This is a genomic window from Enterococcus sp. CR-Ec1 (assembly GCF_002850555.1).
GTDB classification, from domain to species: Bacteria; Bacillota; Bacilli; order Lactobacillales; family Enterococcaceae; genus Enterococcus_D; species Enterococcus_D entomosocium.
Window position 1 is genome coordinate 61209 of record NZ_CP025223.1, and the last position, 14744, is coordinate 75952.

Below are 14744 nucleotides of genomic sequence, written 5' to 3' on the forward strand. Positions count from 1 at the left end.
ATTTTGATGGGACAAAACACGCAGTATGGAGAAAAAAAGATTGCGATCGATCGCAGGATCGGTTTTTTAGAAGAACATACGTATCACGGGAATGATCTTGGTGTGACTTTTCAAGGACAGCAAACCACGTTCAAATGCTGGTCACCAGAGGCAGAGGCCGTTTCAGTATTGCTTTATCAAAGCGGTGTTGCTGGGACTGACGATCGTCTGCTGACGCTGCCGATGGTTCAAGAAGACAACTGTTGGCAAGTCACGACGGAAGAAAACGTCAAGGAGCTGTTTTATACCTTTGAGTTTCAACGAGATGGGCAGAAAATAGAAGCGATGGATCTTTATGCCAAGGCAGTAGGGATCAACGGAAACCGCGGTGCGATCATTGATTTAAAGGAAACAGATCCTGAAGGTTGGCAGGAAAGTCACGGCGTCGGTCAGCAGTCGATCACAGATGCCTATATTTGGGAATTACATGTCGAAGATTTCAGTGGTGCCGAAAACAGCGGTATTTCACCAGAAAATAGCGGAAAATATTTAGCCTTCACTGAAAAAAAGACCCATCTGGTGGGAGATGAAAGTCAACCAACTGGCATGGCCTATTTAAAAGAGCTGGGGATCAATTATGTTCATCTGCTGCCGATCTTCGATTTTGACAATGATGAAACTTCGTCTGCCTACAACTGGGGCTATGATCCGAAAAATTACAATGTACCTGAAGGACGATACGCTTCTGATCCTAGTGATCCCAAGGCGCGGATTCGTGAATGCAAGCAAATGATCCAATCGCTGCACGAAGAAGCCATCGGCGTTGTGATGGATGTGGTCTTTAATCACACTGCGATCACGGAAGAATCATGGTTTAATTTGACGGTTCCTGATTATTACTACCGTCAAGATGATGCAGGGAATTTTGCGGACGGTTCTGCTTGCAGCAATGAAGTGGCTTCTGAACGGAAAATGATGCGTAAATTTATCATTGATTCAGTTTTATATTGGGCGCAAGAATACAAAATCGACGGCTTTCGTTTTGATTTGATGGGCTTGATCGATGTGGAAACCATGAACCAATTGCGTCAACGCCTAGATGATGCCGGCTTCAGCCATGTGATTTTATACGGCGAGCCATGGGATGCCGGCAGCAATCAAATTATTCAGCCGAATATCCCAGCAAATAAAAGTAATGTTTGGGCACTGTCAGAAGGCGTTGCGGTTTTTAGCAATGATTTAAGAGACAGTATCAAAGGCGATGTCTTTGAAGAAACAGACGGCGCGTTTATTCAAGGAATGAATGGTCAACCGCAAGTCAAGCAAACCTTTTATGCAGCAAATTTGGCAACGGCGATTCAAGGAAATACGAAAGTTGCCGCACAAGAAGGCGCCGAGCGCTGGGCAAAATCGCCCCGCCAAGTGATCGCCTATGCTTCAGTCCATGATAATTTGACCTTATGGGACAAGCTGGTGGCAACCATGCAGGCTTCAGTGAAGGAAAGAAATTATGAGTTTGATCCTGAGCTTTTAGCCCGCAATAAACTAGCAGCAGCCATTTTGTTTACTAGCCAAGGAGCAGTGCTGACTCAAGCTGGGGAAGAATTTGGCCGTACCAAAGAAGGCGATGAAAATTCCTTCCGTTCGCCACTGGCAGTCAATCAGCTGGATTGGTCACGTGCCAAAACCTTCAAAGAGTTGCGCGAGCTGTATCGGGGCTTGTGGGCATTGCGGCAGTCCTATGCACCATTGAGAGATGCCACGACCCAAACGGCTGAAAGCATGGTCTTTTATGAGACAAAGAATGAAAATCGCTTGGCGTATCAAGTACCCAATCGTGACAAACAGCATCCATGGCGTTCTTTATTCGTTATACTCAATAGCACGGAAGAAAGCTGGTCCTTTGACTTACCGACGGCAACAGAAAATGCTTCTTGGCACATCATTGCTGACCCCAAAGGAGCTGGGATCACTTCTCGCGGCGTAGCAGCGCCAAGAATAACCATCGACCCCTTGTCCTTCTGCATTTTGGCGGAACAAAGTAACTAATCAAAGTAGAAGCTAAAACAAACTAAAAATTTTAGTTTGTTTTAGCTTTTTTGGTAGTAAAAAAACAATTCTTTTGCTATACTTTTAACAGAATGAGAAGCAGAAAGCGGTGAGCAAATGAAAGTTGTGATCTCTGATATTGCCCGAAAAGCTGGCGTTTCCAGCGGAACTGTCTCTAATGCAATCAACAATCGTAAGGGGATCAGTGAACAAAAACGGCAAGCGATCTTGAAGATCGCTCGTGAGATGGGGTATTTTGATCAGCGAGAAATTAAAAAAACGGAAAGCCAAAAGATCAAATTTGTTGTAATGAACAAACAAGGAAATGTCGTAGGGGATACGCCTTTCTTTTCTGAATTGATCCGGGGGATCGAAATGGAATGCAGCGCGTTAGGCTATGAATTGGTCATTTCCCATATCACATTGGCGCCAGAGGAAGACCCGATCGAAAAGATCCGCCCAGAATTAGTAGATGGTTTGCTATTGTTAGGAACGGAATTGGAAAAACAAGATTTAGCAGTCTTCCGTCATTTGGAAGTACCCTTAGTGATTTTAGATACGATTTTTAATTCGCAGGACTTTGATTTTGTCGCCATCAATAATCGTGACAGCGCCTATGAGATCGTTGAAAAGATGATCGAAAAAGGCCACCGAGACATTGGCATCATCAACTCAACCTTTCAAATCAACAATTTCCGTGAACGCAAGCAAGGGTTTATTCAAGCGATCCAAGAGCATGATCTGATCCATTATGAAGAGACGGAAGCCTTAGTAGAACCCACCTTGGAGGGCTCATATCAAGACATGAAGGTCTATTTGGAATCCTTGCGTGCCGATCAGCGGCCGTTACCAAGCGCCTTTTTTGCGGTCAATGACAATATCGCCATCGGTGCAATGAAAGCCATTCGCGAAGTGTTCCCCGATCATCCGTTGGCCATCGTTGGGTTCGATGATATTCCTTTGGCGGAATTTTGCAACCCACCGCTGACCACCGTCAAAGTAGATAAAGTGTACCTTGGTCGCCAAGCCGTGCGACGCTTGATCGAGAAAATCACCAGTGAAGATGAAAACCATCTGAAAATGCTGGTCGCCACGACGATCGTCGAACGCGAAAGCATCAAGTAAGAAAAAAATAAGAAGAAGACAAAACGTTTAGCAAGCGTTTTGTCTTTTTTTAGTTACTAAACAAAAATATTTATCTAAAACTGTTGCAAAATATTTAGCTTATGCTATATTTAAGGTGTAAAAAGTAAGGGATTACATTTTGAGGAAGTGAATAGATGACACAGATCGGTCTCTTTTGTGCAACTGGGCTCTCCAGCGCACTGCTCGTCAAAGCGCTCAAAGAACAACTAGCGGATGATCAGCATTACCAAGTGAATTCCGCGCCTTTTTCAGAAATATTTATGGTGGGAAATGACTATGATTTTTTGATTTTAGCTCCTCAAACCCGCTTCAATCAAGCGAAAGTCGTAACAGCCTTTCCTAATAAAAAAATCGTTTTACTGACGGATAAGGAATTTCTGAGCAGAAATGTAGCACGAATCGTCGAAGAAATAAAAATTTAGCTAAATATACTAAAACGCAAAGGGTGGTTTTATGGATAAAGTAACAATCGGGTTCGCCCCGACTAGAAGAAATTTATTTAGTGCAGAAGCAGCCATTGAGTACGCCAATCTGACACGACAAAAAATGGACGAACTGGCCATTGATTATGTAGATATTTTAGATATCAACGAAGATGGCTTGCTATACGATGATGAAGGGGTTGAAAAAATCGCCGAAAAATTCAAAGCAGCAAAAATCGACGGTCTTTTTCTAGCCAATGAAAACTTTGGTACGGAATATGCCTGTGCTCGTCTAGCCAAAAAACTAGATGTCCCCGTCTTACTATGGGGACCCAAAGACGAGACACCAGCCGCCGATGGTTCACGTTTGCGGGATACGCAATGCGGTCTTTTCGCTATCGGGAAAGTCTTGCGCCGTTTCAAGGTACCTTTCACCTATGTCAAAAATTCTGATATTGATTCACCGGAATTTGCCCGCGGCTTGCAAGACTTTATCAAAGTCTGCAATGTCGTCAAGACCTTCAAACAAACACGAATCTTGCAAGTTGGCCCACGCCCCTTTGATTTTTGGACCGTGATCTGCAACGAAGGCGAACTATTGGAGCGTTTCAATATCTCGCTATCACCAGTACCGATCCAAGAAGTGGTGCAAGAAATCAAGAAAGTCAAAGAACAGCAGCCAGATAAATTGCAAGCAGTCATTGATTATTTCGAAACCAATACGGAAGTCCAAATTTCGGCGAAAGATTTGGAGATGGTGGCAGCCCTTAAAGTGGCCTTGCAAAACTTATGTGAAAGCTACGGCTGCAATGCAGGGGTCATCCAGTGTTGGACGGCTTTACAAGACGAAATCGGTATTTTACCGTATGCCTCCCTGTCGCTTTTACAAGAAGAAGGTCTGCCTTTTGTCTGTGAGACGGATGTTCATGGGGCGATCTCGGAACTGTTGGTCGAAGCCGCTTCGTTGGGGGAACACCGTGCGATCTTTGCGGATGTCAACTGCCGCCATCCAGAAAACGAGAATGGCGAATTGCTGCAGCACTTAGGGGTTTTTGCTTATTCCACCGCGGAGACCAAACCCATTTTGCCGCAACGGCATTTTGTTTTTGACTATCCGGGATCAGTCGCTTTTCGGGCAATCAAAGACGAGTATACGTTGTGTCGCTTTGATGGAGACAACGGCGAGTATTCGTTGCTGATGGGCACCGGCAAAGGGATCGATGGACCATACAATCAAGGGACCTATCTCTATCTAGAATTTGCGAATTTGAATCGCTTGGAATTCAAACTCGTTGAAGGACCTTATATTCATCATGTTGCGGCGGTCAGAAAAAATGTGGTGCCGATCTTGTACGAAGCGTGCAAATATATCGGCGTGCAGCCAGATTTTTATGATCCGATCGAAGAAGACGTCAAAGCATACTTGAGAGGGGATCAATCATGGAAATAAACGAGCTGAAAATGAAGGCTTTAACGATTCGAAAATCCGTGTTAGAGCTGATCTATCAAGCAAAAACGGGTCATACTGGTTCGGATCTTTCTTGTACCGATATTTTAGTGGCCCTGTATTATCAGATAATGAATGTGGATGCGAAAGATCCCCAAAAGCAAGATCGTGACCAGTATATCCAAAGTAAAGGACATGCGGCAGAAGTACTATGGGCCGTTTTAGCGGACAAAGGTTTTTTGCCGAAAGAAGAATTAGCCACCTTTTCGCAATTTGGTTCACGACTGATCGGTCATCCAAACAATAAAGTAGCTGGGGTTGAGATGAATACTGGTTCGCTAGGTCACGGCTTACCCGTCGCAGTAGGGATCGCCTTGGCAGGCAAACTGGATCACCGCACGTATCAAACCTATACGTTGTTGGGAGATGGCGAATTAGCAGAAGGCTCGGTATGGGAAGGAGCCATGGCGGCTGCCAACTACCAGCTGGACAATTTGACCGCCATCATTGATCGCAACGGCTTGCAGATCACTGGAGCCTCGGAAGATGTGATGGCAGTGGAGCCGCTAGATGAAAAATGGCGTGCCTTTGGTTGGGATGTGCATATCGTTGATGGCAATGATATGGCTGCCTTGGTGGCTGCATTAGAAAAACCGCATCAGCCCAATCAACCGAAGCTGGTCATTGCTAAAACCATCAAAGGCAAAGGCTATTCTGCAGCCGAAAATCAAGCGCAATGGCATCATAAAGTGCCAACGGCAGAAGAGCTTGCACAAGCTATTGCCGAACTTGATCAGCAAATGGAGGTTTTGACTCATGGGAAAAAATAATATTGCCAATCGCCAAGCGATGTGCGACGTATTGATTGAAGAAGGAAAAAAGAATCCTGCGATCACGGTGTTGACCAGTGATTCTCGTGGTTCCGCTTCGTTAGCACCTTTTGCCAAGGAATTACCGACACAATTGGTGGAAGTAGGGATCGCAGAGCAAAACATCGTCAGTATTGCGGCCGGCTTAGCCCATATGGGCAAACGCCCTTTCGTTGCATCCCCTGCTTGTTTTCTCAGCATGCGCAGTATCGAGCAGATCAAAGTCGATGTCGCGTATTCGAATAAAAATGTCAAACTCGTAGGCATCAGCGGCGGTGTCAGCTATGGGGCATTAGGCATGAGTCATCATTCCTTGCAAGACATCGCAGTGGCACGAGCGATCCCTAATTTGCAAGTGCTGTTGCCAGCAGATCGCTTTGAAACGATCCAAATGTTTAAAGCCTTAGCGGCATCAAATGAACCAGCCTATATCCGTCTCGGTCGCAATCCTGTTGAAGATTGTTATGATTCTGCAGATTATCCTTTTGAGATCGGCAAAGCCATTGAGCTGAGAAGCGGTCAAGATGTCGCATTGCTCGCCACTGGCGAAACCGTGCGCCAAGCGTTGGATGCTGCTGAGCTATTGGAAAGACAAGGTATCACTGCTACCGTTTTAAATGTTCATTCCTTGAAGCCCTTTGATTCAGAAACGGTCAAACGAGTGGCGAAAGAAACAGGCACCGTGATCACTGTGGAAGAACACAGCCGATACAACGGCTTAGGAGCTGCCGTGGCGGAAACGCTGGCAGAAGAAACGGGCATTCGACAAAAAATCATTGCTTTTCCGGATGAAGCCTTGATTACTGGTTCTTCGTCAGAACTGTTTGCCCATTATGGCTTAGACGGTGGCTCCATAGCGAAAACAGCGGTTGCGTTTCTAGGAGCTTAAGATGGACAAGACCTATCAGCTTGTTTTAGATCAGAGTACATCCGGTACCAAGCTCTTACTGTTTCAAGAAGGGAAAATCCTGCAGCGTTACGATAAAAAACATCGCCAAATTTATCCAAAAGTCGGGTGGGTCGAACATGATCCCCTTGAGATTTGGCAAAATGTCCAAGAATTGCTGGCACAAGTGTTGCAAGAACAAGCGATCACTGCAGATCAAATCGTTTCCTTGTCATTGACCAATCAGCGAGAAACGATCGTTGCTTGGGATCGATTGACCGGCAATCCCCTGTACAATGCGATCGTGTGGCAATGCAACCGCAGCGCTACGATTTGTGAAGAATTGACGGCACAAGGCTGGGAAAAGACGATCAATCAAAAGACCGGTTTGCGTTTAGATCCGTATTTTTCCGGCACCAAAGTGAAATGGTTGGCCCAAGAATTATCAGCCATCAAAGAAAAGTCGGGGACTGGCGAATTGGCGATCGGTACGATGGACAGCTGGCTGTTGTGGAATTTAACGCAAGGGACAGTATTTGCGACAGAAGCCAGCAACGCTTGCCGAACATTGTTTTACAATATTGAAGAGGGCCGTTGGGATGCAGAACTCGTCAAACTTTTTGGCATCCATTTAGCAGACTTGCCAGCGATCAAACCTGCTGATACGGTTTTCGGTAGCTATCACGGAATCCCTATCAAAGGGATCTTAGCCGATTCACAAGCGGCATTATTTGGGGAAGGTTGTCAAAGCCTTGGGGATGTAAAAATCACGATGGGCACCGGTTGTTCGATCATGATGCAAGTGCAGCAGGAGCAGACGTTGCGGGATCGCCGCATTTTGACGACGGTCGGCTGGCAAACTAGCCAGGAAACAGCGTTTGCGCTAGAAGGCATCATCCGTTCCTGTGGTGACGCCATCAACTGGTTCAGTGAGCAAGTGGCTCCGCTGCCAGATGTAGCTGAGATCTGTCAAGAAGTGCTGACCAGTGACAGTCAAGAAGACATCTATTTTATCCCAGCATTGCAAGGAATGGGTGCCCCTTTTTGGGATAATACGATGACTGCCAGCTTTGTCGGCATGAAACGCACAACGACGACTCATGAGCTGTTGAAAGCCGTTTTAGAAAGCATCATTTTTCAAATCAAAGCAGTGATCGATGTGATGGAAGAAGTCGCTGAACGACTGATCAATCAGGTAATGATCGATGGCGGTGTTTCGAAAAACCGCGCCTTGATGAGCTTATTGGCGACTTTGATCAATAAACCCGTCATCGTCAGCGAAGTCGAAGAATTTTCAGCCATCGGCACAATGCTTGTTGCCAAACCAACCATGAATGAACCAGCTATTCAGCAAACCACGATCGTTCCGCAAGCCGAACAGGCCGTGATCCGTTTGAAATATGAAAAATGGAAACGGTTCATTGAGAAGTCAGCTGCTTTTAGTGAAGGATAAAGGAGGAACTATATGGAGATTCAACGAATTCAACTGAATCAAACGGCTTACGTGGATACCTATTTATTGCACCAATCCAAAGAGTACAATGTCGGCAAGAAACGACCGCTAGTGATCGTCTGTCCAGGCGGCGGCTACGCCTTTACCAGTGATCGAGAGGCGGAAGTCATTGCCTTGAAATTCAATAGTATCGGGCTAAATAGCGTTGTTTTATGGTACACCACCGGTGATCAGGTGAAAAACGTTCCCCACAATGCCTTGATGGAAGCCGCCCAAACCGTCAAAATCATTCATGAGCATGCTCACGAATGGTTGGTGGATGAGGAGCAAATCATCGTTTGCGGTTTTTCAGCAGGCGGACATCTAGCGTTGCAGCTAGCGACGCGCTGGCACGATGCTGAGCTGGCAGAAGCGTTGGGCGTCAGCAGTGACTTACTGAAAGTGAATTTGGCGATCGCTGGCTACCCATTGGTTTATCAAGAGCATGCTTTCCCAATCGATGAGCTAGGCTTTGCCGCTCGTCTAATCGAAACACCTTTAACTGCCAACGAGCGCTTTTTTGGGAGTAAACAACCGACGGAAGAAGCCATTCAATCCATGAACATTTTGCATCATGTCGATCAGTGGACACCTCCGATGTTTCTCTGGCATACGACGGAAGACGTCTTAGTCGATGTGGCGCACTCGTTGAAGTTGGCGGTCAAATTAAGAGAAGCAGAAATTCCATTCGAACTGCATATTTTTGAAAAAGGCGAACACGGACTGGCATTAGCGGATCGAACAACGGCACGCAAGTCAAGTCACCTCAATGCCCATGTCGCCAAATGGTTTGAGCTGTGCGAAGGCTGGCTCAGTAGTTATATTGATTAATAACCGCCAGTGCACAACTTGTGCCGATGAAAGGAGAGCTCCACCGTGAAAATCACCGTAAACCAAAACAAACGCACCTTATTGCGAGACGGACAGCATTTCTTTTATTTAGCCGATACTTGCTGGAGTGCTTTTACTAGTATTCAAGAAAATGACTGGATCACCTACTTAGACAAACGCAAAGAGCAGGGATTCAACACCCTTCAAATCAATGTGTTACCGCAATGGGATCGCAGCCGTGGTCAATTTGACTGCTTGCCGTTTCCCCTTGATGCGGGTGTCTTTGATTTTACGGTTTGGGAGGATGCCTATTTCGAACGGGCTCAGCGTCTTTGTAAAATTGCCGATGAAAAAGGCTTTAATTTAGCATTGGTTGTCTTGTGGTCAAACTATGTCGCTGGCACTTGGGCTAGCCAGTTGGACAAAGAACGCAACGTGTTGCCGGAGGATTGCCGCCAGGCCTACTATCAAAAAGTGATTAAGACGTTTGATGCCTTCCATCCGATCTACTTTATTGGTGGCGATACGGACTTCCCAACACAGCCAACCATCGATACGTATCTAGAAGCCTTTGTTTTCTTTGAAAAGCATTCGCCCAATACCTTGAAAACGATTCATATCAAGGGACGTTTTGAAGAAATCCCTGAACCTATCGTCGAACATTTGGACTTATTTTTATACCAATCAGGTCATAACAGCGCCTTTTTGAATATGCCTTATTATTTGGCAGAGCGTTTTTATCAACGAGAACCGCAACTGCCGATCATCAACTCAGAACCTTGCTATGAACAAATGGGCTATGCCCGTCACGTATACGGTCGATTTGGTCAAAAAGATGTCCGCAAAGCAGCATGGCAATCATTGTTAGCCGGCGGCTCGGCTGGGATCACGTACGGTGCCCACGGCATCTGGAGTTGGCAAACCCCGACGGCAACCTTTGCGGAAGAAATCGGGGAAGCGTTTGATCGTCCGATGATTTGGCCAGAAGCTTTGTCTTTTCCTGGGGCAGATGATTATGGCTTTATCAAGCAATTATTTGAATTATTAAATATTCAGGAGCTTGTGCCTTGCCAAGAGCGCTTGATCGATGCAGATGAACAGATTCGTATGGCAGCTATCGCAGGAAGGAAGGATGCCTTGCTTTACTTGCCAAGCAATACAACAGTTCGCCTGCAAGGAGATCTTTCTACAGCGACCGTCACATTGATCGATTTGAACACCAATCGTTTCTTGAAACCAAAACTGACAGTTACTGATGGTATCACTGTTTTCCATCCCCACAATTGTCACGAAGATGTATTGTTCGTCATCCAAATAAAGGAGTGAAAAGAAAATGGATAAATATATGGATAAGGTATTAGTATTTGCAGATAAAATCTCCAACAATCGGTATTTAAAGGCAATTTCAAACGGGTTGATGGCGACGCTGCCGATCAACATTATTGGCTCGATCGCCTTGTTGTTAGCAGTTTTGCCGATTCAAGGGTGGACAGATTTTATCAACTCGATCAATATTGGCGGTTATTTTTCCGTCGGTTACAGTATGACCGTTGGGGTTATCTCAGTGTACGCTTCCTTTCTTGTCGGTCACCGTTTAGCGACAGAATTTAAGCAGTCGGCAGTCCCTGCCGGCATCGTTTCGTTGTTTGCCTTTTTGATGATGACGCCAATGGTCACCTTGGAGGAAACAACGACCCTCGACATGAGCAAACTCGGCGCTCAAGGCTTGTTTACCGCTATGATCTGCGGCTTAGTTTTTGCTCGTTTGTACTGCTTTATTTTAGAAAAAAATATCGCCATCAAAATGCCAGCAGGCGTGCCGCAATTTGTGACGGATACCTTCGCCGGTTTGATTCCAGCAATTATTTCTGGGTTTACCGCGATCGTCATTAGCTGGGCATTCAGTTTTACTTCTTATGGCTCATTTTCAGATTTCATCTATCAAATCTTGGCAATGCCGCTGCAAAGCTTGTCTTCTAGTGTCGGTTCGTTGCTATTTATTGTACTGATCCAAATGGTGCTATGGTTCTTCGGTATCCATGGTTCGTTGGTGGTGGGTAGCTTTGTCACCGCTTTGTACTTACCAATGGATGTAGAAAATATGGATGCTTTAGCTAGCGGTGTTGCTCGTTCCGAGCTGCCAAATATTTTGAGCAAGTCGTTTTATGATTTGTTTGCTGGTATTGGTGGGGCTGGGGGAACATTGTCATTGATTATCGTTATTTTGCTGTTGGCGAAATCAAAACAATCACGGACAGTCGCTAACCTAAGTGCCGTTCCTGGATTGTTCACCATTAATGAGCCGGTGATTTTTGGCTTACCGCTGATTTTGAATCCAATCATGGCGATTCCGTTCATATTAACACCATTGGTTCAAGTGCTTGTGGCGTACCTAGCGATCTGGAGTGGGATCGTTCCACGACTTAGTGGCGTACAAGTTCCCTTTGGCACACCGATTTTTCTAAATGGGTTTCTAGCTGGAGGCTGGCAGGTCGCAGTTCTACAAGTCGTTTGCGTTTTGGCAGGCTGCTTGCTGTACATTCCTTTTGTTAAAGTCTTAGATAAAGGAAAATTAAAAACCGAAGCAGAAGCTGCGCAAGCGGAGGGTCACCCACAAACTGAAAGTATCGATGCAACGGGGGAAACGGTTTAAAAGAAACCGATTTTATGATGACAAGCCAACGAGTTAGTGCTATAGTTAAAGAAAGAAAACCCACGTGGATTGTTACTGACTCGATCAGGCAAGACCTAAATAAGAAAGCGCTATTCTCGTTTTAGCAGCGGCTCTTATTTAGGTTTTTTGTTTTTTATCGGAGATTTTTCAGTAACCAGCTAGGTAGGTTTATCAAAAGAAAACAAAAGGAGAACGAGCAAATGGCAAAATTTCCAGAAAATTTCTTATGGGGCGGCGCGACCGCAGCGAATCAATTAGAAGGGGCGTTCGATCGCGATGGCAAAGGATTGTCAGTGGCGGATGCAATGCCTGGCGGCAAACAGCGTTTAGCGATTTTAGGTAGTGATACGTTTGATTGGACGATCGATGAGGACAAATACACTTATCCAAATCATCGCGGGATCGACCATTATGACCGTTTCAAAGAAGACATTGCGTTGTTTGCAGAGATGGGCTTCAAGAGCTATCGTTTTTCTATCGCTTGGACACGTATCTTTCCAAAAGGCGATGAAACGACACCAAACGAAGCTGGGCTAGCATTTTACGATGCGCTGATCGATGAATGTTTGAAATACGGGATCGAGCCAGTGGTTACGATCTCCCACTATGAAATGCCTTTGCATTTAGCCAAAGAATACGGTGGCTGGAAAAATCGAGCATTGATCGATTTCTATGAGCGTTTTGCAAAAGTCGTCTTGGAACGGTTCCACAGCAAAGTCAAATACTGGATGACCTTCAATGAGATCAACTCTGCTTTCCATTTCTCTGCATTGAGTCAAGGAATGGTCAACAGCACGGGTGCCAGCGACTTTACAAACGTGATCCAAGCGTGGCACAACCAATTTGTTGCCAGCAGTAAAGCAGTCAAAATCGGCCATGAATTAAACCCAGAGTTACAGATCGGTTGTATGATCATTTATGCAACGACTTACAGCATTGATGCGAACCCAGTCAACCAAGTGGCGACGATGATCCATAATCAAGCCTTCAACTACTACTGTGCCGACGTGCAGGTACGTGGAAAATACCCATCCTTTACGGATCGTTTGTACAAAGAACACGGCGTCAATAAAGAGGATCTTGAGATTACCGAAGAAGACTTAGCCTTGATTGCTGAACATACTGTTGACTATGTTGGCTTCAGCTACTACATGTCTTCTGCCGTGGATATCACCACAGAAGAAGCCGATGAAGTGCAAGGAAACTTGTTAGGCGGCGTCCGCAATCCATTCTTAGAAGCAAGTGAATGGGGCTGGCAAATCGACCCAGAAGGGCTGCGCATCGCGTTGAATGAATTGTATGATCGTTATCAAAAACCGTTGTTTATCGTGGAAAACGGCTTAGGAGCCATTGATACCTTTAACGAAGAAGGTAAGATCGAAGATGACTATCGTATCGATTACTTGCGCCGCCACATTGAAGCAATGGGGGAAGCGATTGCTGATGGCGTAGACTTGATCGGCTACACGCCATGGGGCTGTATCGACCTTGTCAGTGCTTCAACAGGCGAAATGAGCAAACGCTATGGCTTTATCTATGTTGACTTTGATGACGAAGGCAACGGCACGATGGATCGTTCCAAGAAAAAATCCTTCGATTGGTACAAACAAGTTATTGCAACAAACGGAGAAGAGTTGGCCTAAGTGTTTCGTTAGACTCACGGATGACGCAGGATCCGTTATAAAAGAAAACCGATCAACGGTGCTCCTATACTGGCGCATCGTTGATCGGTTTTTTGTGATATTTGGGTTTAACGGGTATGTTCATAGCTGTCTCGTAACAAAGATTGGAGTTGTTTTTCTGATACAGAGCCATCTAGTAATGCGGTGAGCCAATGGTTTTTATTCATGTGATAAGCGGGTAAATAGCCGTGACTTTGATTGATGATCGAAACCATTTCGGGCGCTGCTTTGACATCTAAAATCTCGATCATTCCCGTTCCTTCCAGGCCTAATTTCTGCTTTTCTACAGTCATCAGCAAGCCAAACCATTTGCCGCTTTTACGGTGCCGCAAGACTTGGTACTCGGGAAACTTTGCAAATGGATGGTCGATCTGAACATCATTGAAGGTCTGAGCGAATGCGATCAGACGGTTTTTAAGATCCATGGGTATCCCTGCCTTTTTATTCATTCAACTCCAGTATACTGTATTTTTGCCAATATTTCGCTGGAAAAGGAGATTGGGCTCTTTGGTTTAATGAGCCGTATCACCTGCTGCATCGATAGTAATAAATAAGGCAAAGTAGCAGGCGGTTTATTTTCTCAATTTGACACTCAGCTTTCGGCATTACTTGTCATTACATTCGATTACAATATAATGTTCTTACAGAGTAATTACAAAAACTGAGAGAGGAGTGCAGCGATGATTACGAAAACAAGGGAATTCCATTATGTTGACGGTGCCCAAAGACTTTGGTATTCCCAATGGTGTGGAAGTAGAAGCAAAGCTAGTAGAAAATGGAATCTTGTATGAATTTATTGAACCGGTAAAACCATTCGATGATTTCAGTGAAGATATCTTGACTGATATTATTAATGAGGGATACGAACACGAAGATATTTTATCCGAGTTTAAAGCGCGTAAGAGTAAGCTGATTTCTTCATTTAAGACAATTGCAAAGGATACTGCTACCGACGGGAAAGCAATGACCAAAGAGGAGTTGGCAACTGAAATTGGCTTATGAGGGGATTCCATCTAGACAAGTAGTAGTGAATTATTTAAAAAAGTTGAAGGAGAAACCGCTGAAACAAAAGTTTCTTCATGTCATTTATGATGAAATAGCTGTCGAACCGTATAGCGGCGATCAAAAAACAGGCGATTTAGCTGAAATCTGGTCGAAGGGTTTTAAGTATGCAGGGACAACCTATCGTATTGCTTATGATGTGATCGATGACCAAGTGATTCCAGTCTTGTTATGTGGCACCCATGAAAATTTTTATGAATAGTTA

The 14744-nt window shown here is 45.0% G+C and carries 14 protein-coding genes; 13 read left to right on the top strand and 1 reads right to left on the bottom strand.

Annotated elements, in window-relative coordinates:
• Nucleotides 1-6 precede the first annotated feature (6 nt).
• The 11 genes from pulA to CXM95_RS00335 all read left to right on the top strand — a co-directional run bounded on the left by pulA (nt 7) and on the right by CXM95_RS00335 (nt 13438).
• Complete coding sequence (gene pulA, locus CXM95_RS00285) at nt 7-2028, top strand: type I pullulanase (RefSeq protein ID WP_101698728.1); 2022 nt, start codon at nt 7-9, stop codon at nt 2026-2028.
• Between the two features lie 117 nt (nt 2029-2145).
• Complete coding sequence (locus CXM95_RS00290; RefSeq protein ID WP_016611647.1) at nt 2146-3153, top strand: LacI family DNA-binding transcriptional regulator; 1008 nt, start codon at nt 2146-2148, stop codon at nt 3151-3153.
• Nucleotides 3154-3308: 155 nt separating this feature from the next.
• Nucleotides 3309-3596: a PTS cellbiose transporter subunit IIB gene (locus CXM95_RS00295; protein ID WP_086372491.1), complete on the top strand. Its 288-nt coding sequence runs from the start codon at nt 3309-3311 to the stop codon at nt 3594-3596.
• Between the two features lie 31 nt (nt 3597-3627).
• On the top strand, nt 3628-5046 hold the full coding sequence (locus tag CXM95_RS00300) for an L-fucose/L-arabinose isomerase family protein (protein WP_005226500.1): 1419 nt from the start codon (nt 3628-3630) through the stop codon (nt 5044-5046).
• Complete coding sequence (locus CXM95_RS00305) at nt 5037-5873, top strand: transketolase (RefSeq protein ID WP_101698729.1); 837 nt, start codon at nt 5037-5039, stop codon at nt 5871-5873. Before CXM95_RS00300 ends, CXM95_RS00305 begins: the two co-directional genes overlap by 10 nt.
• Nucleotides 5860-6801, top strand: coding sequence for a transketolase family protein (locus tag CXM95_RS00310; RefSeq protein ID WP_008376699.1), 942 nt, complete (start codon nt 5860-5862; stop codon nt 6799-6801). The genes CXM95_RS00305 and CXM95_RS00310 overlap by 14 nt, the downstream gene beginning before the upstream one ends.
• 1 nt (nt 6802) lies before the next feature.
• The gene (locus CXM95_RS00315) at nt 6803-8251 is read left to right on the top strand and encodes an FGGY-family carbohydrate kinase (RefSeq protein WP_008376697.1); all 1449 of its coding nucleotides are present in this window, start codon (nt 6803-6805) and stop codon (nt 8249-8251) included.
• A gap of 12 nt (nt 8252-8263) precedes the next feature.
• Nucleotides 8264-9121: an alpha/beta hydrolase gene (locus CXM95_RS00320; RefSeq protein WP_008376693.1), complete on the top strand. Its 858-nt coding sequence runs from the start codon at nt 8264-8266 to the stop codon at nt 9119-9121.
• A 45-nt stretch (nt 9122-9166) separates the two neighbouring features.
• On the top strand, nt 9167-10447 hold the full coding sequence (locus CXM95_RS00325; RefSeq protein ID WP_005232856.1) for an apiosidase-like domain-containing protein: 1281 nt from the start codon (nt 9167-9169) through the stop codon (nt 10445-10447).
• Between the two features lie 7 nt (nt 10448-10454).
• On the top strand, nt 10455-11774 hold the full coding sequence (locus CXM95_RS00330; RefSeq protein ID WP_016611642.1) for a PTS sugar transporter subunit IIC: 1320 nt from the start codon (nt 10455-10457) through the stop codon (nt 11772-11774).
• 221 nt (nt 11775-11995) lie between these two features.
• Nucleotides 11996-13438: a glycoside hydrolase family 1 protein gene (locus CXM95_RS00335; protein ID WP_005226517.1), complete on the top strand. Its 1443-nt coding sequence runs from the start codon at nt 11996-11998 to the stop codon at nt 13436-13438.
• A gap of 107 nt (nt 13439-13545) precedes the next feature.
• On the opposite strand, the gene CXM95_RS00340 is transcribed toward CXM95_RS00335, so the two are convergent.
• Nucleotides 13546-13902: an MmcQ/YjbR family DNA-binding protein gene (locus CXM95_RS00340; protein WP_005232842.1), complete on the bottom strand. Its 357-nt coding sequence runs from the start codon at nt 13900-13902 to the stop codon at nt 13546-13548.
• A gap of 283 nt (nt 13903-14185) precedes the next feature.
• On the opposite strand from CXM95_RS00340, the gene CXM95_RS00345 reads away from it, so the two are divergent.
• Together CXM95_RS00345 and CXM95_RS00350 are read left to right on the top strand one after the other, a co-directional pair.
• Nucleotides 14186-14479, top strand: coding sequence for a toxin-antitoxin system, antitoxin component, AbrB family (locus CXM95_RS00345; RefSeq protein WP_016611639.1), 294 nt, complete (start codon nt 14186-14188; stop codon nt 14477-14479).
• Nucleotides 14469-14741, top strand: a complete 273-nt coding sequence (locus tag CXM95_RS00350) for a type II toxin-antitoxin system RelE/ParE family toxin (protein WP_016611638.1) — start codon at nt 14469-14471, stop codon at nt 14739-14741. The genes CXM95_RS00345 and CXM95_RS00350 overlap by 11 nt, the downstream gene beginning before the upstream one ends.
• Nucleotides 14742-14744: the final 3 nt, after the last annotated feature.